Origin of the sequence: Streptosporangium sp. NPDC006930 (assembly GCF_040635605.1) — a bacterium.
Lineage (GTDB): Bacteria > Actinomycetota > Actinomycetes > Streptosporangiales > Streptosporangiaceae > Streptosporangium.
Window position 1 is genome coordinate 143,844 of sequence record NZ_JBEYID010000015.1, and the last position, 18,390, is coordinate 162,233.

Below are 18,390 nucleotides of genomic sequence, written 5' to 3' on the forward strand. Positions count from 1 at the left end.
CCTCACCCCTCTTCGATCGTGGATTCTCGGAGGGCCGCGATCTCGTCCTCGTACGCCTGGCCGATGCTTTCGAGGAAGTCGAGCGCGGCCCTCGCCTCCACCTCGTCGATCTTCGACAGCGCGAACCCGACGTGGATGAGGATCCAGTCGCCGGGCGCGACGCGCTCGTCCTCAAGCAGGCCGATGTTGATCGCGCGCTTGACGCCGCAGACGTCGACCATGGCCAGATCAGGACGGTCCGACAGGATTTCCACGATCTCGCCGGGAATTCCCAGGCACATGAGAGGCCTCCGCCATCTGGATGGATTCGAGAACGAGGTCGTCGCCGCCCTCGGTGTCGATATCGGTGTCGCCGCACCCCGCGCAGAGGGCGAAGGGCTCGACGGAGGTGGACGTGCTCCCGCAGGAACGGCAGGTCATCCTCACCGGGACGATGACCAGTTCCACATGGGCGCCCTCGGCCACGGACCCCTCGGAGATCGAGGAGAACGCCAGGTTGACCGCCGGTTCCGTGAGGCGGAGCAGGGCGCCGGCGCGGACTCGTGCGCCTCGCACCCGCCTGCCGTCCGCCCGTTTCTCCACCGCGGTGAGGATCGCCTCGGCGATCCCGAACTCGTGCATGATCGTTTCCTCTCATTCTGACGCGAGCGTGCCCTGACCCTCCTGGTTTTGCCGTCAGGTCGGGACACGCTCCGGTAGTGTGTTCGAGTCGCCGCTGGACGGGCGGAGACGTTAAACGCCTGCGGAGCTGAGGTAAGACCTGGACTCGTCCAGGCTCCTGGCTGTGAAACAGGAACCCACCAAGATGTCGCGTGAGCGACATGGCAGGAATCTTCGGCGTTCACGCCGAGGAGGACGTCACATGTTCCGCATCCTCAGGTAGCGCTTGATGTCGGGGAGCGACTGGTAGACCAGTACGGCCACTCCCACCAGCACCGCTCCGGCCAGAAGGCGCTTCAGCACGTCCGTTCCTCCTCGTGGCCCGCGGTGGCGAGCGCCATCGCGATCTGTTGCCCCGCGAGCTCGACGACCAGATCCGCCGCCCTGGCGACGGCGTCCGCGACCGGGGGACTGAGGTCCATGCCCGGCGAGGTGTCGGCGGGCTGGCAGCCGACGAGCAGGACGCGACCGGCCCTGCCGCCGAGCACGCCCACCAGCGAGAGCACGGTCCCCGGCGTCATCGAATGCGCGTCGGCGAAGGATCGCGGTACGTCGCCCGCCGACGGTTCGAGGACGTACAGGGTGCCGGGCGGCCCGTCGCGGGAGACCGCGTCGACCAGGATCGTGACGTCGTACCCGCCGCCGGTCAGCTCGTACGCCAGGTGGACGCCCCGGATGCCGAAGTCTTTGACCTCGACCTCGCCGGGCAGGTCGGCGCGGGCCAGGCGTCCGGCCACCGCGACCCCGAAGCCGTCGTCGCCGAGGAAGACGTTTCCCACACCGGCCACCAGGATCCTCACGCGCCCACCTCCCCGCCGCCGGGCGGGAGATCGCACCGTGGACCTCCGGCCGAGTCCTCCGCCGCCGACCTCCCGGTCGCCGATCGCGTCGCGGATCCCGTCGCCGGGCCCGTAGGTGAGTCGTCCGTGAGCGGCTCGACCTCGTCGGGGGCGAAGTAGAGGAAGCGGCCGTGCGATCGGTGCAGGTCGGCGCCCGGGTCCTCCTCCAGGGTGACGGCCAGGTGGTGGGCACCGTCGAGATCGAGGAGCACGGCCTCGACGTGGGCGGTCCTACCGGCGAGGAACATGTCGTGCGCGTCGGCGCGTCGTCGGCCGGGAACCAGCCTGACCCTGCTGCCCCTGGAGACGGCCACCCCGGAAACGATCACGCTTTCTGTCTCCGGGGAGACCGTGGCCTCGGCCGCCGGACGGACCGCGCCGTGGAGTCGTTCCAGCAGCTCCGGTGGCGTGCTGCCGACCATGTCGATGAGCTCGGCCACCCGGGGGTCGGTCTCCCGGGCCTCCCGCGCCTCCGAGTCGGTGAGGGTGAGGGTGCGCAGGTGGAGCATCTCGTCGATCTCCGTGGAGTCGAACAGGGGTCCGGGGCTCTCCGGCGCGATGTCCGGGTGGTCGTAGAGGATGATCGGAGAGGACAGCACCACGTCCCGATGGCCCGGTTCGCCCACGAGCACCGGCCAGGTGTGCTCGTTGCGGCAGGTCTCCACGGCGGGCCGGGCCCAGTTCGGCGGGTCGAGCAGGGAGACGAAGGCCCCGGCGGTCACCGCGATGAGCAGGTGCGCCGAGATCAGCGAGTGCCGCAGCGCCTGCTCGCGCGGCGCGCCCAGCGGTTTCCATGGGTCGGTGTTCTCCACCCGGACGCGCAGCTTGACGAGGTCGTAGGGGCCCGGCACCAACTCGGCGGAGACCCTGAGCGCCGCGTTCAGCGGCAGGTGCTCGGAGACGAGGCGCCCTATCACCTCTTCGGACGGCGCCACGATCGGCTCGACCACGCGGTCCCCGGGAATCCGTACCTCGATCACCCGCTCGGGGGCGTCGAGCAGGCCGGCGATGGGAAGTGTCACCTCCGACTCCCGCTCGGTCGCCTCGTCGAAGGCGAGGTAGGTCCGGTGGCCGTTCCGCAACTGCTGGACCGGCCAGTAGCCGTCGTCCTCGGCGCGCTCGACGCCGCGCGTCCTTACGTGCAGGAAGCGCAGGTTCAGGTGCGCGACGGCGTACGCGGCCCCTTCGAGGAGGCATTCGGTCACGCTGTACGGATACTCGGCGGTCGCGGTGAACCCCGGGGGGACGAGCACCCCGAACTGCCAGCGCACCTGGTTCTTGGTCGCCGAGGCGCGGTAAGGGTAGAGAAGGTAGCCCTCGTAAAGCACCGCGTCCGCCACCCGCCGCGCGATGTCCATCGGAACGCTCATCGCCGCGTCTCCTTGAGCAGTAGTTCCAGGGTCTCGTCCCAGGTCGCCAGGGCGCGCCCGGACTTGAACCTGCTGAGTTCCCGCAGCGTGCCGCGGCGCAGCCGCAGCCACCCCGAGTCCGGGAAGTAGCGGTCCATCAGCTCCCGCCACACCGCCACCGGCAACCGGCAGCGGGCCTCGCGATGCCACGGCACCTGGCTCACCGAGAAGCCGTCTCGTGCCCTGGCGAACACCGTGCCGTGGAAAAGCATGAGCATCGGGATCTCGCCGTCCTCCAGGGCGGCGAAATACCGGCCCGCCGACACCTCCAGGTCGTAGCCGCACGGCACCGGTACGTCGATCTCGGTGCTTCCGGTGAACGCCGGGACCATGACGGAGACGTCGGCGAACCGCAGGGGCTTCAGCGTGTCGCCCCAGCGCGCCGGGTCACCGAACAGGTCGCCGAGCAACTCCGCCTCGCCGGCGCCGTGGCGCCGCAGGTGGGGCTCCACCCGGATCTGGCAGCCCAGCGCGACGGTGTGCACCCCCGAAGGGGAGGGGGCGGTGACGCGCAACCGGAAGACGAGCGTCGGGAAGGCCGCGTACGCCTCCGCCCGCACACCCACGCAGTCGAACGTGATCTCATCCACCGCCCTCACCACCTCGGACCGGTGGTACGGTGCGGCTGCGTCCGCGCAGGTCGGCGAAGAAACCGTCGATCGCCTCCCGCGCCTCCTCACCGCCGTCGAAGCCTTTCCAGTGCAGCCGCACCAGGCCGACCAGCTCGTAGCAGGCGTCGATCGGCACCAGATGGCAGGCGAAACCGCCGTCGGGACGGCGGTCCACCAGGAGCGCCTCCACGTCGGGCCGGACGTCGGCCATCTCCGGGTTGTTCGCCAGGACGCGCCGCCACGTCTCCAGCGGCAGCAGCGACTCGGTGGCCCCGGCCGGGCTCGGGTAGAACGCCACGGTCCGGTCCATCGCGGAGTTGTGGAAGAAGAAGGCCGTGCGGACCGGGATCTGCATCTCGTCCCAGTCGGCCGCGCCCAGCAGGAAACGCGGGGCGTGAAGGTAGCGTCGCGGGACGGCACAGTAGCGTGCCCGGCCGCCCGTGTCACGGGTGAACAGCAGGTAGCAGGCCCGGCAGGCGCACAGCAGCCCCCGGCTCTCGACATTCACGACGTGGCCGTGCTCCTCGCCCGCGGGGGCCGCGCACAACTCGCACAGCGTCGTCTGTGTCGCTGGTGTCTTTGGCGTCGTCGGCGACCCGGCGGACCGGTCCGTCCGGGGCGGCTCGCGGAACCTGCGCAGCCCGGTGGCCGTCACGACACCGGCTCCGGCTTCGCCGTCTGCGGTGACCCCGATCCTGGCTCCCGCCCCGGATCAGGGGCCGGTCCCGGCCCTGACCTCGGCGCCGCTCCCGGTCCTCGCGCCGCTCCCGGGGCCGACCCGGAGCCCGGAGCCCGCTCCGGAACCGGGCACGGGCCGGGCGCGCGGCGCTGGATCTGCAGCAGCCCCTGCCGCCCGTCGCTCACCCCCTCGACCTCCACCCCCGACACCTCGGGCGCCGCCTGGGTGACGGCTCGTTCGATGGCGTCGGTCACTGTGACCAGCGAGGACGGGCAGCCGTGGCAGGCGCCCTCCAGACGGAGCCGCACGATCCCGTCCTCGCCCACGCCGAGCAGTTCCACACCGCCCTCGTGCGACCCCAGGTGGGGCCGTACGCTCTCCAGCGCGTCGCGGACGCGTTCGGCCGTGCTCAGCGGGTGCAGGTCGTGCAGCACCAGCAGCCCGGACACGAGCGGGTCGCCGACCATGCGGCCCAGCACCTCGGCGGCTTCGGCATCGGTGACGATCTCGACGACGCGTTCCAGGCCGGCGCCGTACAGCTCGACGAGGGCACGTACGAGGTCCTCGGCCTTGGCGCGTGTCACGGCGTCGCTCAGCGCGCCGAGGTCGGCGATGAGCGCCTCGACACGATTGCCCGTCGCCTGGACGTCATGTGTTCGCGGCATCTGCCAGGGCCCCCTTTCCTGCGCCGGGAAGCGGTCGGTTCACTGGGTGTCGAAGGCGTGGGGGGTGTGCACCCTGCGAAGCTCCTCGCCGCCGCCGAGGTACATGTGCACCCCGCACGGCAGGCACGGATCGAAGCTCCGCACGGTGCGCATGATGTCGATGCCCTTGAAGTCCTCGGGCGGGTTCTCCTCGAAGATCGGCGTGTTCTGCACCGCGTCCTCGTACGGCCCCGGCGTGCCGTGCACGTCGCGGACGCTGGCGTTCCAGGGCGTCGGCGGGTACGGGTGATAGTTGGCGATCTTCCCGTTCCTGATCACCATGTGGTGGGAGAGCACGCCCCGCACGGCCTCGGTGAAACCGCAACTGATCGTCTCGTCGGGAACCGTGAACGGCTCCCAGGTCTGGGTACGGCCCGCCCGTACCTCGGCCAGGCCCTGCTCGACGAAGTAGAGCGCGCACGCCGCCGCGTAGGCCTGGAAGTAGGTGCGGGCCCGGTTGCGCTCCAGGGCGTTGGACAGCGGCTGCCCATTGAACTCGGGGATCTTCCACTCGAACGTCTTCTCCGGCCTCAGCGCCGTCCGAGGCAGATTGATTTGCACGCTGTGGCCGGTCGCCCTGACGTAGCCGATGTCGACCTTGCCGGACAGCGCCGTCGACCAGAGCCTGGCGATGGGCCCGCCGCCGGTGTCGAGCGCGAGCGCGTCCTCCCCGTCGAACCAGCGGGGCGACATGACCCAGCTGTACCTGTCGCTGAAGTCGCGTTTCTGCGGGTGTGGGATGGTGTGCTGGTTCCACGGGTGCCGGATGTCGACCGGGTTGCCCAGCGGGTCGTGGGTGACGAACGGCTCCTGGTCCTGCCAGTCGTCGTAGTAGGAGCTGCCCAGCAGGATCCGGATGCCGAGGTTGATGTCGACCAGGTCGTTGGTGACCAGCCTGCCGTCGACGATCACCCCCGGCGTGACGTACATCTCGCGACCCCAGCCGCTCATGTTCCGGTAGGTGAAGTCGCAGTGCTCGGGGTTCTGGAAGCTTCCCCAGCAGCCGAGCAGCACCCGCCTGCGGCCGACCTCCTCGTAGCCGGGCAGCGCCTGGTAGAAGAAGTCGAACAGGTCGTCGTGCATGGGCACGACCCGTTTCATGAACTCGACGTAGCGCATCAGCCGGGTCAGGTAGTCGGTGAACAGCTGCACCGTCGCGACCGTGCCCACCCCGCCCGGATAGAGCGTCGAAGGGTGTACGTGCCTGCCCTCCATGAGGCAGAACATCTCGCGGGTGAGGCGGCTCACCGCGAGCGCCTCGCGGTAGAACTCGCCCTCCAACGGGTTCAGCGAACGCATGATGTCGGCGATGGTCCGGTAACCGTGGTCGCCCGCGTGCGGGGCCTCGGTGCGCTCGGCCATCGCCAGCACCCCGGGATTGGTCTCGCGGACCATCTTCTCGCAGTAGTCGACCCCTACCAGGTTCTCCTGGTAGAGATTGTGGTCGAACATGTACTCGGCGGCCTCGCCGAGGTTGACGATCCACTCGGCCAGGGCCGGAGGCCGCACCCCGTACGCCATGTTCTGCGCGTAGACCGAGCAGGTGGCGTGGTTGTCGCCGCAGATCCCGCAGATGCGGCTGGTGATGAAGTGGGCGTCGCGCGGATCCTTGCCCTTCATGAAGATGCTGTAGCCGCGGAAGATCGACGAGGTGCTGTGACACTCGGCGATCCGCCGGTTCTTGAAATCGATCTTGCAGTAGATGCCGAGACTCCCGACGATCCTGGTGATGGGATCCCAGGCCATCTCCACGAGGTCGGGGTTCTGCTCCGAGGTTGTCATGTCAGCTCCAGGGCGCCTTGTAGCCGGTCAGTAGCTCGCGCCCCTTGTGGCGCCATCTGGGTTCCTTGTCGACGGTCCGCAGGGTGACGCCGCGCAGCGCGCGGACGACGGTCCCGTACGCGCCGCTCACCGTCGAGGAGATGTGGGCGCCGGGCGGCTCGTCCATGAAGGGCATGAACTTGTCGGGGAAGCCCGGCATCGTGCAGGCGATGCAGATGCCCCCGACGTTCGGGCAGCCGCCGATCCCGTTCATCCAGCCGCGCTTGGGGACGTTGCACCGGACGACCGGTCCCCAGCAGCCGATCTTGACCAGACACTTCGGGGAGCCGTACTCAGTGGTGAACTGGCCCTGCTCGTAGTAGCCGGCCCGGTCGCATCCCTCGTGGACGGTCTGGGTGAACAGCCAGGTGGGGCGCAGCGCCTCGTCGAGCGGGATCATCGGTGCCTGCCCGGCGACCTGGTAGAGCAGGTAGAGGAGCGTCTCGGAGAGGTTGTCCGGCTGCACCGGGCAGCCCGGCACGTTGACGATCGGCAGTCCCGCCTTGGACTTCCAGTCCCAGCCCAGATAGTCGGCGACGCCCATGGCCCCGGTCGGGTTCCCCGCCATGGCGTGGATGCCGCCGTAGGCCGAGCAGGTGCCCGCGCACACGATCGCGGTCGCCTTGGGCGCGAGCAGGTCCAGCCACTCGCTGGTCGTCATGGGCTGGCCGGTCTCGGGGTTGTTGCCGAACCCGGACCAGTAACCCTCCTGCTTGATCGTCTCGTTCGGGATCGAGCCCTCGACAACCAGAACGAACGGGTCCAGCTCGCCACGTTTGGCCTTGAAGAACCACTCGATGAAGACATCGGCGCCCTGCATCGGCCCGGACTCGAAGTCGATGAGCGGCCAGTGCACGGCCACCTTGGGAAGCCCGGGAAGCGCGCCGAGCACGATCTCCTCGATGCTCGGCTGGGTCGCCGCGGTGAGCGAGACGGAGTCACCGTCGCAGCTCAGCCCGGCGTTGATCCACAGTATGTGGACGACGGGCTCCTCCCGCCCCTGAGCTCTGCCGTTCGCTGTGTCCGTCGGCGCTGCCATGACGCCTCCCACTCCTCGTGATGTCTGCGGAACGTGAAGGGGGAGGGGGTTCTCCTCACCCGGGCTGTGCGCCCGGGCTGCCGGGCTCACCCCGGGCTGTGCGCTCGCGGTATCGGCGCCGATCCGAGCGCGTGCCAGGTCAGTTCCCGAAGGACGTGGTAGAGGGTGGTCTGCGCCTCCTGGATCCGGTGCACCGAGGAGGAGGGGACGACGAACAGGTGGGCCAGGACGCCCCGCTCGGACAGTTCGGCCAGCCTGCCGCCCCCGCCGCCGGCCAGCCCGACGGTGAGCATGCCCCGGTGGGCCGCCTCCTCGAACGCCCGGACGACGTTGGCCGAACCGCCGCTCGTGGACAGCCCGACGGCGATGTCCCCCGGACGGCCCAGCGCCGCGAGCTGCCTGGCGAAGACCACCTCGAAGCCGACGTCGTTGGAGAGCGCGGTAACCACGGCGACGTCACCGGTCAGGCAGAGGGCGGGCAGGGCCGGGCCGCCGCAGGGGTGCAGGAAGGCGGTGGCGACCTCCTGGGCGTCGGTGCTGCTCCCGCCGTTGCCGAAGCTGAACAGCCGCCCGCCCGCGACGAACCGTGCGGCCATCTCCCCGGCGCACGCCGCCAGCTCCGCCGCCGACTCCTCGCCCATCCGCTCGCGCAGCCGTACGATCTCGCCGGTCTTCTCCACGGCCGACCGCGTCGCCTCCGCCTCCACCTCGGCCGTTCCGAAATCGGCCTGGCCGAGGTGCTCGTCGTGCTCGGGGTGGGCGTAAAGGAAGGGGTACAGATCGCGCACGCCCTCCGCGGGCGTTTCGTCAAGCGCGCTCATCGCCGTCCTCCTCCTTGGCGTCGTCGTCGCTTTCCTCGTCGCTCTTCTTGTCGCTTCCGCGCGCGACGACGGCGATGGCCTCCCTGGCGTGGACGAGGACGGTATCGCCCACCGCGGGGTCGACCAGTGCCACGCTCACCTCTTCGAGGACCCCGCCCGCGTCGACGATCGCCAGGTCCCCCTCAAGGAGCCTGACCACGCTCATCGGCAGTGCCTGGTCGGAACAGGTGACGCAGACACCGTCGGTGCAGTCTTCTGGCCCGTTCATCGGCCCGCCTCTCGCGCGGGCGGACCGAGCCGGTCGAGGAACACATGAACCAGCTCCCACAGCAGGTGGTAGGTGGTGACGTGGATTTCCTTGACCACGGCCGGCTCGTCGGACGCGGCGACCAGGACATGGTCGGCCGGAAGGCGACCGGCCAAGGCGCCGGTCAGGGCGATGGTCAGCAGGCCGAGCTCCCCGGCGGTCTCCAGACCTCGCAGGACGCTCGGACACCGGCCGTCGCGGAAGATCCCCAGGGCTGTGTCGGCGGGGTCCGCCCAGTGGCGCACCTGGTGGGCGAAGACCTCGTCGCCGCCCCCGCCTTTCCGGCTGTCCCCGCTCTGCCGGTGGTTTCCGTTCTTTCCGCCTCCGGTCCCGCCTTTTCTGCGGTCCCCGTCGCTCTCGCGGCACTCATCGTTCATCCGGTCGGCCGTCGCGGCGTCGCTGCTCAGCGCCACCGCGGGGAGCGCCCTCTTGCCCACGACGACCGGGTGCATGAACTCGACCGCGATGTGCGCGGCGTCCGCGCTCGCGTCGCCGAACACGATCAGCTTGCCGCCGAGACGAAACCTCGCGGCCATGGCGCGGGCGGCACACGCGACACGCTCGACCTCACCCGTCAGAGCGCGCCCGGCGTGATCCCGTCGCGCGAAGGCGGCGATCACCGTCGACTCGGTGACCGGTATGACCACCGGTGGTGAGAGAGGCATCGTTCGCGTACTCGGTGTGCCAGGCATGTTGACGCTCCGTATTTCTCACGGTAGTCGCCACATTACGATTGGCCGTTTCAGCCCCGACACCCCCGGCTCGACAACCAACGGCAAAGCTCTGATCATCCACGTAACCTTCCCGTCCAGATCATGCGAGCCCCGGAGGCATTCCCGTGGGGACGGGAAGGATGGCGGGATGGGCGCGGGGCGGGGAGCACGGATCAGGGTCAGGATCAGGGTCGAGGGAATCGTGCAGGGGGTGGGATTTCGCCCCCACGTCCACGTCCTCGCCCGGCGCCTGAGTCTGTCCGGGTGGGTGGGCAACGACGACCGGGGCGTGTTCATCGAGGCTGAGGGGGAGCCCGGTGACCTCGCGCGCTTCCGGAAGGGCCTGCGGGACCAGGCCCCGCCGCTGGCGGCGATCCACCGCCTGACGGCCACCGAGATACCGGTACGCGGGGACCGGGGGTTTCGCGTCGTGGCCAGCCGAGAGGGGAACCACCGGTTCACCCTTGTCTCATCTGATGTCGCGACATGTGATGACTGTCTGTCCGAACTGTTCGACCCCGCCGACCGGCGTCACCGCCACCCCTTCGTCAACTGCACCAACTGCGGGCCGAGGTTCACCATCATCCGGGACGTCCCCTACGACAGGACCGCCACCACGATGGCCGGGTTCGCCATGTGCGGGGAGTGCGAGAGGGAGTACCTCGACCCGTCGGACCGCCGTTTCCACGCCCAGCCGATCTGCTGCCCGGCCTGCGGCCCGGTCCTCCGCCTCCTGGAGGGCGGCTCGCATGTTCAAGGACCTCTCACCGGGCATCCCGGTGAGAGGCTGGACGGTGGCGCCGATCCGATCGTGGCGGCGACACGGGTGCTGCGAGCGGGAGGCGTCCTGGCCGTCAAAGGGCTAGGCGGGTATCACCTGGCGGTCGACGCCACCGACGAGGAGGCCATCCGGATCCTGCGCTCCCGTAAGCGCCGCGAGGAGAGGCCGTTCGCGGTCATGGTCCCCGACCTGCGTACCGCGCGGGCGCTGTGCGAGCTGGACGCCGAGGGCGAGCGGCTGCTCACCGGCTCCCGGCGCCCGATCGTGCTGCTGCCCCGCCGCCCAGGAGCCGCGGTGGCCGAAGCGGTCGCGCCGGGCGACCGCCGCCTCGGTCTCATGCTGCCGTACACGCCGGTACACCACCTGCTCGCCGCGGAACTCGCCCGACCGTACGTTCTCACCAGCGGAAACCTCTCCGACGAGCCCATCGCCTACCGCGACGGCGACGCGCTCGCCCGGCTCGCCGGGGTCGCGGACGCCTTCCTCACCCACGACCGGCCGATCCACGCCCGCGCCGACGACTCGGTGCTCCTCGCCGTAGGAGGGGGCGCGATGCCGCTGCGCAGGTCCCGGGGGTACGCCCCGGAGCCCTTGTGGCTCTCACCGCCCGCCCGCCGGGCCGTACTCGCCTGTGGCGCCGAGCTGAAAAGCACGTTCTGCCTCGCGCGGCAGGAGCACGCCTTCGTCTCCCACCACCTCGGCGACCTGGAGAACTACGAGACGCTGTGCTCCTTCACCGAGGGGATCGAGCACCTCCGGCGCCTGCTCGGCATCACCCCGGCGCTCGTCGCCCACGACCTGCACCCCGAGTACCTGTCCACGAAGTACGCCCTCGATCTGGAGGTGCCCGGGTCGGTGGACCTGACCGGTGTCCAGCACCACCACGCGCACATCGCCTCCTGCCTGGCCGACAACCGGGAGTGCGGCCCGGTCATCGGGGTGGCCTTCGACGGTCTCGGCTACGGCACCGACGGCACCATCTGGGGCGGTGAGTTCCTGGTGGCAGACCTGGCGGGCTTCACCCGTGCAGGGCGCCTGGCGCCGGTGCCGATGCCCGGTGGCACCGCGGCGATCAGGCAGCCCTGGCGGATGGCGGCCGCGCACCTGCACGCGGCCTATGGTGACGCGCTCCCCGAGGACCTGCCGGTCAGGGTTCGCCACGGCCCGCGCTGGGACGAGGTGGTCGCGGTGGCCGAGTCCGGGACGAACTCCCCCCTCACCTCCAGCGCCGGACGCCTGTTCGACGCGGTGGCGGCGATCCTCGGGCTCCGCGACACCGCCGGATACGAGGGGCAGGCCGCGATCGCCCTGGAGCAGTGCGCCGACCCCGTGGAGAAGGGCGCCTATCGAGCCCGGATCGTCGACGATGGGCAGCTCCTGACGATCCGGGCCGCGGACCTCGTCCGCGCGGTCGTCGAGGACACACGTGCCGGTGCGGTTCCGGCGCTGGTCGCGGCCCGTTTCCACAACGGCCTCGCCGCCGCTGCCGCACGGGTGTGCGCGCGGCTGTGCGAGGACACCGGCCTCGGCACGGTCGCCCTGTCGGGCGGGGTCTTCCAGAACCGGCTGCTACTCGACGGTCTCGTGACCGCCCTCCGGCTACACGGGCTGCGGGTTCTGACCCACCGCGCCGTCCCTCCGAACGACGGCGGCATCAGCTTCGGCCAGGCCGCCGTGGCCGCGGCCCGCGACACCCTCGGCCTTCCCTGAGCGGGCACGCTGCTACCGGGCCTGGACCACCGGGCATGCGGTCGCCGCGCCGGGACCGCCGTATCAGGGCCGGTACGTGCCGAAGTACCAGATGTTGCCCTCCAGATCCTTGCAGGCGTAATCGCGGGAGCCGTACTCCTTGTCGGCCAACTCCATGGTGACCTCCGCCCCGGCCGCGACGGCCCTGGCGTGGTGGGCGTCGGGGTCGTCCACGGCGACGTAGACTCCCGGCCCTCCAGGTTCGCCCGGACCGGTCATGATCATTCCGGTGCCGACGATCAGCTCCCCGTGACCGATGCTCCCGTCGGGAGTCGTGGTGAGCTCGTGGACCTCGAAACCGAACGCCTGGACCAGCCAGTCGACGGCCTTGCCCGCGTCGCGGTAATGGACCAGTGGATACACCGTTCGCATGTTCTCTCCTCCCTTGTAGTGATCACCACGATGTCACCGGTGGGAGCGTCAGGGCTTGGAAAAATCTGACCTGTGGACTTCCTCCCCACGGAGGTCCGCGCCCAAGATTTTCGATCACCCGATGGCACGAGGGAGAGACGCCAGAGCACGGGGAGTGACGCCCGCCATGGCCCTGAACTCGCGGTTCATGTGGGCCTGGTCGTAGTAGCCGCAGACGGCGGCGGTGTCGGCCGGCGACATGCCGGACCTCAGGCGGCCGGTGGCGTGCTCGAAGCGCAGCACCCTGGCCACGGCCTTCGGCGCCAGCCCGATCTGGTCGTGGAAGCGGGAGACGAGATGCCGGTGGCTCCATCCCAGCTCAGCGGCGATCGAGGCCACGGACACGGTGCCGCGGGTGGCGACCAGCCGCTGCCACGCCCAGCCGACGCGGCGGTCGGGCGCCGGTGCGTCGCCGATGCGCGCGCTGAGCGCCTCGTCCAGCAGGGCGATTCTGGCGGCCCCACCGGGGGCCTCCACCAGCCGCTCGACCGTTTCCGCGGCCCACCCCCCGAGCACCTCCTCCAGCGGGACCACCCGGTTGGCCAGCTCCCGCAGGGGCATCCCGAGCAGCCGCCTGGCCCCGAGCGGTGTGAGGTTGACCTGCACCCCCTCGGCGATCCCGGTCGTGGTGGTGTCGACGTAGGTGTCATGCAGGCCACCGGCGAACGAGGCCAGCCGCTGGGCGCCCTCGGGGCCGTTCAGCGTCAGCGGCGCGCCGAACCCGAAGATCATGACGACCCCGGCGAACGGCGGCTGCCGCCGGGGCATGGGATCGGCGTAACGCTCGGTGTAGGCCGACAGGTGCGTGACGTAGGGCCGCAGGAAGGCTCCCGGCTCACTCTCGGTGAAGGTCAGGCCCTCGGACGTCGCCGCGTCGTTCACGCCCCGACCATAGCCGCCGCCCCAGACAGTCCGGCAGCCCCGACCGTGCCGCGACCATGGCCACAGCCCTCGACGGTCCGGCCGTCGCGGACGTGGAGAGGGCGCCCCCGGACTCCCGGACGCGCCCTTTTCGACCGGTGGCTCTCAGGCCCGCACCCTCAGGGGGTCAGGCCGGTGTGGTAGGCGAGGAAGCTGAGCTGGTCGGCGGCGAGCTCGACGGTCTTGCTCACCGCGCGGGCCCCGTGACCGGCCTCCGCCTCGTTGCGGAGCAGGATCGGCCGCTCCGAGGTTTGCGCGTGCTGCAGGGCGGCGCACATCTTCCAGGCGTGCAGCGGATGGACCCGGGTGTCGGACTGGAAGACGGTGAACAGCGTCGCCGGGTAGGCCACGCCCTCCCGAACGCGGTGATAGGGGGAGTAGGAGTGCAGCCAGGCGAACTCGTCGGGCTTCTCGGCGGAGCCGTACTCGACGTTCCACGTCGCGCCCAGGCCGAACAGCTCGTAGCGGATCATGTCGAGCAGCGGCGCCGAGCAGACCACCGCGGCGTAAAGCTCTGGGCGCTGGGTCAGGGCCGCGCCGACCAGCAGGCCGCCGTTCGAACCACCGGAGATGGCCAGCTGCGAGGACGTGGTCACACCGGTGTCGATGAGGTGCTCGGCTGCCGCGTGCAGGTCGTCGAACACGTTCTGCTTGTTGGCGAGCATCCCGGCCCTGTGCCACTCCTCGCCCTGCTCTCCGCCGCCGCGCAACTGGGCGATGGCGTACGTGCCCCCCGCCTCGACCCAGCTCAGGACGGACGCAGAGTAGCCGGGGGTCATCGAGATGCCGAAGCCGCCGTAGCCGTACAGGAGGGTGGGGCGCGGGCCCTCGACGCCGGGAGGGGAGATCACCAGCATGTGGACCTCGCTGCCGTCCGCCGAGAGGTAGGTCACCTGCTCGGTGGTGATGGCGGGCACCTCGATGGCGCCGGGGGAGGACGCCCAGAGCGTCGTCTCGCCGGTGCGGGCGTCGTAGCGCTGGATGCTCGGCGGCGTGGTGTTGTCGGTGTAGCCGAACCAGGCCTCGTGGCCGCCTTCGGGGCGCTCGCTGATGCCGCCGATGGTGCCGAGCCCCGGGGTCGGCACCTCGCCGACGCGCTCGCCGCTGACCAGGTCGTGGACCGAGATCTCGCTGATCGCGTGACGGGTCCAGCCCACCAGCATCACCGGCCGGTCGAGGTCGTCGAGGATCGCGAAGTCGCTGAGCACGGCTTCGGGATCCTGCGGGATCAGGTCGCGCCAGTTCTCGAACCGGGGATCGGACGGATCGGTCACGCAGACGCGGGCGCGCGGGGCCTCCCGGTCGGTGAAGACGTACAGGCGGCCGTCACGGCCGAAGTGCAGGGCGCTCTGGGCGTCGACCCCCTCCTGGACGACGACCAGCTCGGGTGAGGAGGGCGAGGACGCCTGGAGGTCGGCCACCCACAGGTCGTTGCGTGGCGCCGTGCCCCTGGAGGCGGAGATCTGCAGCCAGCGGCCGTCGCGGGAGACCGCCACCCCGTAGTAGTTGGTCTTCTCCAGACCCTCACCGAAGATCAGGACGTCCTTCTCGGTGGAGGTGCCGACCCTGTGCAGGTAGACCCGGCGGTGGAACTGCTCCTCGCCCTCGGGCACCTCGGTGGAGGGCAGCCTGCGCACGTAGTAGAAGGCCTCACCGCCCGGCAGCCACGCCACGGGGGAGTAGCGGCAACGGTCGATCGGCCCCTCGATCCGGTCGCCGTACGCGATGTCCATCAGGTAGAGGCTCGATTCCTCGTCACCGCCCACCGAGACCTGGTAGGCGAGCAGGCGGCCCTCCTTGTCGGACTGCCAGGAGTCGAGGGTCGTCAGCCCGGTCGGGTCGAGCGCCATCGGGTCGAGCAGCGCCCGCTCGGCACCACCGGGGTCCACGGTGTAGAGGACGGCGTGCTCCTGCCCGGGGGTGCGCCGCATGAAGAACCGCCGCTCCCCGCGCCACGTCGGTGCGCCGATCGACCCGGAGCCGAGCAACTCGGCGATCCGGGCCTTGAAGCCCTCACGTCCGGGAAGGGCGTCCAGCTCGGTCTCCAGCAGTCTCTCCTGCCCCACCAGCCAGTCCTTCGTCGCCGGATCGTCCGGGTCCTCAAGCCACCGGTAGGGGTCGGGAACAGGAACACCGTGGAGCTCGTCGACGAGCTCAAGACGGCTGGCTGGAGGATACGGCTGTCTCGTCATGGCTGGAACCCTACGACCTAAAGGCCACGAGACGCGGCCATTGCGCGGGCGGCGTATCTGATCTGCGGCAGGAGGAGTTAAGAACTGGTAATGGGGGCATAAAACGTATCAGGTGTCTCTCCAGTCATTTATGGGTGGCGAGAACCAGGTAGCAGCAGCCAAACTTGGTGAAGGACGGTGCCGTGGTGAGCATCCGCTGGGCCGTCCGGCGGAGGTCCTCGTGACGGAAGCGCCCGGGCCCCAGGAGGGGCCGCCAGCCGGGGCACGCAGTGGCGTGCCCCCTCATGTGACACGTCGTGCGGCGGGAGAGGCCCGCTGATGCGCCAGGTCCTGCTCTTGAACGCCACCTACGAACCCCTGACCACCCTCTCCCTGCACCGGGCCGTCGTGCTCGTGCTCAGGGAGAAGGCCGATGTCGTGCACCGTGACGGGCGGGGCGCCGTGTTCCGCTCGGCGAGCCGTACGCTCGACGTCCCCTCGGTGATCAGGCTTCGGAGATATGTCCGGATCCCATATCGGTCGCGGATCCCGCTGACCCGGACCGCGCTGATGCGCCGGGACGACTACCGGTGCGCCTACTGCGGTCAGCGGGCCGAGACCATCGACCATGTCATCCCGCGCTCGCGAGGCGGCCCCCACACGTGGGAGAACTGTGTCGCCTCGTGCACGACGTGCAACCACCGCAAGGCCGACCGCATGTTGGAGGAGCTGGGGTGGACGCTCAACGTCGCCCCGGTGGTGCCACGCGGCGTCCACTGGCGGTTGATCGGCGCGCACATCGTCGGCGATCCCCAGTGGGCGCCCTATCTCGCGGAGAGCGCGGCCTGAGGGCCGGCACCCGATGACGAGGCCGCCGCGCCACCTGGTGGAGCGCGGCGGTCCTTGTCATGCCCGTGAGCCGGACTTTATCCGCTGGCATGGAAGATCCCCGATGGGCACAATCACCTCATGACGTGGATCTTCACCTCCGATGTCGAGGCGTACACGGGCGTGGCGGAGCCGTGGCTGCTGCGGGATCCGGTTCGCAACACCGTCCTTCTCACGGTCCTGCGTGCCATACGCAACGGCCTGTGGGGTGACGACCCGCTGCTGGGGCGGCTGGAGCGTGACGGCCGGGTCGTGGCCACGGCGATCCAGACGCCGCCCCACGCCCTTCTGCTCCCCGCGATCCCCGCCGACACCGTGCCCGAGCTCGCCGCCCGCCTGATCGAGACCGAGAGGGCGATCTCCGGTGTGAGCGGTCCTCTCTCGCCGGCCGAGACGTTCGCCGCCTCCTGGTGGCGGCCCGAGGAGAGTCGCCGCGCCGAGCGCCTCTACCGGCTCGACGCGCTCGTCCCCCCGAAATCCCACGCGGCAGGGGCCTCACGGGTCGCCGTCGCGGCCGATCTCGGCCTCCTGGTCCGGTGGAGCGAGGAGTTTCAGGCCGAGGCGAAAGGCATCGACCATGTCGACCTGACCGCGCTGGTGGCGAGCAGGATCGCGAGACGGGAGCTGGTCGTGTGGGAGGCGGGCGGGCGGCCCGTCGCGTTCGCCGGGGTCTCCGCGCCTATCGGCGGGATGAGCCGGGTCGGCCCGGTCTACACGCCCTCCGAGTTTCGCGGGAAGGGCTACGGCACCGCGGTCTCCCATGCGGCTAGTGCGAAGGTGAGGGCCGAGGGCGCCACGGAGGTGTTGCTCTTCACCGACCTGTCCAACCTCACGTCCAACTCGATCTATCAGACGATCGGCTATCGGCCGGTGAGCGACCATGTCTCCATCACCTTCGCGTGAGCGAGCCCGGCGAGCTGGGTAACCTTGGTGCCATGCCCAGATACGACTTCCGCTGCCGCGCCTGCGGGTCCACCTTCGAGATCTCCCGCCCGATGGCCCGCTCCGACGATCCGGCGCGCTGCCCCGAGGGACATGACGACACCGTCAAGCTGCTCTCCACTGTCGCCGTGACCGGAGGCTCCGCGGGTTCCGCCGCCGCGCCCCGCCCTTCCGGAGGCGGCGGTGGGTGTTGCGGAGGCGGCTGCTGCGGTTAGGAGCCGAGGTCCGCGCGGTGTGGAGCCGGAGCCGCCACGGCAAAGCTCCCGCCGAGGGCTGTCACCCGGATCGGCTCGCGCCTCCGGGTGACAGCTCGAGTCGAAACGGCCGCTCCGCGCCCGGCAGCGTGCGACCGGACCGTGGGTTATGCGGCGCGCTTGCCCTGGAAGGGCAGGAACGCCTCGGCCCGGTGCGGGCGGGCCGGCACGAAGGTGGGCTCGGTGGCGATGATCCGGTCGAACCTGAACGCCCGGATCGCGCCGCGCAGGCGGCACATCCCGACGAGATACCAGTGTTCGCGGTGAACCATGCAGGTCACCGGGTCGACGTCGCGGACGGTGACCCGTCCGGAGACGTCCTGGTAGTGGAGACGGATGACGAGGTTTGAGGTGATGGCGTTGGCGATCGTCCGGGCACGGTCGGCGATCTCGGCGGGCATCGGCTCGGTGAGGGTCGCCAGGGTGGTGGCGACGATGTCGTCGTCGAGCTCCATCTGCTCGAAGGCGTGACGCAGGCCGCTGCGGGCGGCATTGGCCTGCGGACCCGACCCCAGATGCGCCATCGACAGGGCGAGTGCGGCGATCTCGGCAGTCGTGAGCGGGGCGGTGAGCTTCATGACGTTAGTCATACCCAGATAATACGTCCGAGCACTGACATTTTTTCGAACTTCCTGTCGGGTAAGGCATCTCTACCCGACAGGAAGCCCAG

General features: G+C 70.2%; 20 protein-coding genes. 4 read left to right on the top strand and 16 right to left on the bottom strand.

Annotation, left to right across the window (positions count from 1 at the left end):
• Positions 1–2: 2 nt before the first annotated feature.
• The 12 genes from ABZ664_RS25335 to ABZ664_RS25390 form a co-directional block, all read right to left on the bottom strand.
• Entirely contained in the window at positions 3–254 is a 252-nt protein-coding gene (locus ABZ664_RS25335) for a HypC/HybG/HupF family hydrogenase formation chaperone (protein ID WP_362514825.1), read from the bottom strand.
• Complete coding sequence (locus ABZ664_RS25340) at positions 229–621, bottom strand: hydrogenase maturation nickel metallochaperone HypA (RefSeq protein WP_362514828.1); 393 nt, start codon at positions 619–621, stop codon at positions 229–231. Before ABZ664_RS25340 ends, ABZ664_RS25335 begins: the two co-directional genes overlap by 26 nt.
• Before the next feature lie 335 nt (positions 622–956).
• Positions 957–1,460 (bottom strand): hydrogenase maturation protease, encoded by a 504-nt coding sequence (locus tag ABZ664_RS25345; protein ID WP_362514831.1) that lies wholly within the window; start codon positions 1,458–1,460, stop codon positions 957–959.
• Entirely contained in the window at positions 1,457–2,869 is a 1,413-nt protein-coding gene (locus ABZ664_RS25350; RefSeq protein WP_362514834.1) for a hypothetical protein, read from the bottom strand. Before ABZ664_RS25350 ends, ABZ664_RS25345 begins: the two co-directional genes overlap by 4 nt.
• Positions 2,866–3,498, bottom strand: coding sequence for a DUF6084 family protein (locus ABZ664_RS25355; RefSeq protein ID WP_362514837.1), 633 nt, complete (start codon positions 3,496–3,498; stop codon positions 2,866–2,868). The genes ABZ664_RS25350 and ABZ664_RS25355 overlap by 4 nt, the downstream gene beginning before the upstream one ends.
• Entirely contained in the window at positions 3,491–4,174 is a 684-nt protein-coding gene (locus ABZ664_RS25360) for a DUF5947 family protein (RefSeq protein ID WP_362514840.1), read from the bottom strand. Before ABZ664_RS25360 ends, ABZ664_RS25355 begins: the two co-directional genes overlap by 8 nt.
• The gene (locus tag ABZ664_RS25365; protein ID WP_362514844.1) at positions 4,171–4,863 is read right to left on the bottom strand and encodes a NifU family protein; all 693 of its coding nucleotides are present in this window, start codon (positions 4,861–4,863) and stop codon (positions 4,171–4,173) included. The genes ABZ664_RS25360 and ABZ664_RS25365 overlap by 4 nt, the downstream gene beginning before the upstream one ends.
• Before the next feature lie 39 nt (positions 4,864–4,902).
• Positions 4,903–6,684: a nickel-dependent hydrogenase large subunit gene (locus tag ABZ664_RS25370; protein WP_362514849.1), complete on the bottom strand. Its 1,782-nt coding sequence runs from the start codon at positions 6,682–6,684 to the stop codon at positions 4,903–4,905.
• 1 nt (position 6,685) lies between these two features.
• Positions 6,686–7,762 (bottom strand): hydrogenase expression protein HypE, encoded by a 1,077-nt coding sequence (locus tag ABZ664_RS25375; RefSeq protein WP_362514854.1) that lies wholly within the window; start codon positions 7,760–7,762, stop codon positions 6,686–6,688.
• Between the two features lie 86 nt (positions 7,763–7,848).
• The gene (locus ABZ664_RS25380) at positions 7,849–8,583 is read right to left on the bottom strand and encodes an SIS domain-containing protein (protein WP_362514858.1); all 735 of its coding nucleotides are present in this window, start codon (positions 8,581–8,583) and stop codon (positions 7,849–7,851) included.
• A complete protein-coding gene (locus ABZ664_RS25385) occupies positions 8,570–8,851 on the bottom strand; it encodes a HypC/HybG/HupF family hydrogenase formation chaperone (protein WP_362514862.1) in 282 nt (93 codons plus the stop codon). The genes ABZ664_RS25380 and ABZ664_RS25385 overlap by 14 nt, the downstream gene beginning before the upstream one ends.
• The gene (locus ABZ664_RS25390; RefSeq protein WP_362514867.1) at positions 8,848–9,555 is read right to left on the bottom strand and encodes a phosphoheptose isomerase; all 708 of its coding nucleotides are present in this window, start codon (positions 9,553–9,555) and stop codon (positions 8,848–8,850) included. The genes ABZ664_RS25385 and ABZ664_RS25390 overlap by 4 nt, the downstream gene beginning before the upstream one ends.
• Positions 9,556–9,751: 196 nt before the next feature.
• Here ABZ664_RS25390 and hypF point away from each other — a divergent pair, with 196 nt between their 5' ends.
• The gene (hypF, locus tag ABZ664_RS25395) at positions 9,752–12,094 is read left to right on the top strand and encodes a carbamoyltransferase HypF (RefSeq protein WP_362514870.1); all 2,343 of its coding nucleotides are present in this window, start codon (positions 9,752–9,754) and stop codon (positions 12,092–12,094) included.
• A 63-nt stretch (positions 12,095–12,157) separates the two neighbouring features.
• Here hypF and ABZ664_RS25400 read toward each other — a convergent pair whose 3' ends face one another.
• From ABZ664_RS25400 to ABZ664_RS25410, 3 genes are all read right to left on the bottom strand, one after another.
• Positions 12,158–12,505, bottom strand: coding sequence for a VOC family protein (locus tag ABZ664_RS25400; protein ID WP_362514874.1), 348 nt, complete (start codon positions 12,503–12,505; stop codon positions 12,158–12,160).
• Between the two features lie 114 nt (positions 12,506–12,619).
• The gene (locus ABZ664_RS25405; RefSeq protein WP_362514880.1) at positions 12,620–13,426 is read right to left on the bottom strand and encodes a helix-turn-helix domain-containing protein; all 807 of its coding nucleotides are present in this window, start codon (positions 13,424–13,426) and stop codon (positions 12,620–12,622) included.
• 158 nt (positions 13,427–13,584) lie between these two features.
• The gene (locus tag ABZ664_RS25410) at positions 13,585–15,657 is read right to left on the bottom strand and encodes a prolyl oligopeptidase family serine peptidase (RefSeq protein ID WP_362514883.1); all 2,073 of its coding nucleotides are present in this window, start codon (positions 15,655–15,657) and stop codon (positions 13,585–13,587) included.
• Between the two features lie 318 nt (positions 15,658–15,975).
• On the opposite strand from ABZ664_RS25410, the gene ABZ664_RS25415 reads away from it, so the two are divergent.
• From ABZ664_RS25415 to ABZ664_RS25425, 3 genes are all read left to right on the top strand, one after another.
• The gene (locus tag ABZ664_RS25415) at positions 15,976–16,485 is read left to right on the top strand and encodes an HNH endonuclease (RefSeq protein ID WP_329084484.1); all 510 of its coding nucleotides are present in this window, start codon (positions 15,976–15,978) and stop codon (positions 16,483–16,485) included.
• A 120-nt stretch (positions 16,486–16,605) separates the two neighbouring features.
• Positions 16,606–17,427 carry a GNAT family N-acetyltransferase gene (locus tag ABZ664_RS25420; protein WP_362514887.1) on the top strand — a complete coding sequence of 274 codons (822 nt, stop codon included), beginning with the start codon at positions 16,606–16,608 and terminating at the stop codon, positions 17,425–17,427.
• Between the two features lie 32 nt (positions 17,428–17,459).
• Positions 17,460–17,681, top strand: a complete 222-nt coding sequence (locus tag ABZ664_RS25425) for a zinc ribbon domain-containing protein (RefSeq protein ID WP_362514889.1) — start codon at positions 17,460–17,462, stop codon at positions 17,679–17,681.
• Between the two features lie 146 nt (positions 17,682–17,827).
• On the opposite strand, the gene ABZ664_RS25430 is transcribed toward ABZ664_RS25425, so the two are convergent.
• Positions 17,828–18,310: a WYL domain-containing protein gene (locus tag ABZ664_RS25430; RefSeq protein ID WP_362514891.1), complete on the bottom strand. Its 483-nt coding sequence runs from the start codon at positions 18,308–18,310 to the stop codon at positions 17,828–17,830.
• Between the last annotated feature and the right edge of the window lie 80 nt (positions 18,311–18,390).

Excerpts from the sequence above, each read along its gene's own strand:
- ABZ664_RS25370 (WP_362514849.1), bottom strand. The coding sequence starts at position 6,684 with ATGACAACCTCGGAGCAGAACCCCGACCTCGTGGAGATGGCCTGGGAT.
- ABZ664_RS25425 (WP_362514889.1), top strand. The coding sequence starts at position 17,460 with ATGCCCAGATACGACTTCCGCTGCCGCGCCTGCGGGTCCACCTTCGAG.
- ABZ664_RS25390 (WP_362514867.1), bottom strand. The coding sequence starts at position 9,555 with ATGCCTCTCTCACCACCGGTGGTCATACCGGTCACCGAGTCGACGGTG.
- ABZ664_RS25350 (WP_362514834.1), bottom strand. The coding sequence starts at position 2,869 with ATGAGCGTTCCGATGGACATCGCGCGGCGGGTGGCGGACGCGGTGCTT.
- ABZ664_RS25385 (WP_362514862.1), bottom strand. The coding sequence starts at position 8,851 with ATGAACGGGCCAGAAGACTGCACCGACGGTGTCTGCGTCACCTGTTCC.
- ABZ664_RS25410 (WP_362514883.1), bottom strand. The coding sequence starts at position 15,657 with ATGACGAGACAGCCGTATCCTCCAGCCAGCCGTCTTGAGCTCGTCGAC.
- ABZ664_RS25340 (WP_362514828.1), bottom strand. The coding sequence starts at position 621 with ATGCACGAGTTCGGGATCGCCGAGGCGATCCTCACCGCGGTGGAGAAA.
- ABZ664_RS25420 (WP_362514887.1), top strand. The coding sequence starts at position 16,606 with ATGACGTGGATCTTCACCTCCGATGTCGAGGCGTACACGGGCGTGGCG.
- ABZ664_RS25415 (WP_329084484.1), top strand. The coding sequence starts at position 15,976 with ATGCGCCAGGTCCTGCTCTTGAACGCCACCTACGAACCCCTGACCACC.
- ABZ664_RS25430 (WP_362514891.1), bottom strand. The coding sequence starts at position 18,310 with ATGACTAACGTCATGAAGCTCACCGCCCCGCTCACGACTGCCGAGATC.
- ABZ664_RS25400 (WP_362514874.1), bottom strand. The coding sequence starts at position 12,505 with ATGCGAACGGTGTATCCACTGGTCCATTACCGCGACGCGGGCAAGGCC.
- ABZ664_RS25365 (WP_362514844.1), bottom strand. The coding sequence starts at position 4,863 with ATGCCGCGAACACATGACGTCCAGGCGACGGGCAATCGTGTCGAGGCG.
- ABZ664_RS25375 (WP_362514854.1), bottom strand. The coding sequence starts at position 7,762 with ATGGCAGCGCCGACGGACACAGCGAACGGCAGAGCTCAGGGGCGGGAG.
- ABZ664_RS25380 (WP_362514858.1), bottom strand. The coding sequence starts at position 8,583 with ATGAGCGCGCTTGACGAAACGCCCGCGGAGGGCGTGCGCGATCTGTAC.
- hypF (WP_362514870.1), top strand. The coding sequence starts at position 9,752 with ATGGGCGCGGGGCGGGGAGCACGGATCAGGGTCAGGATCAGGGTCGAG.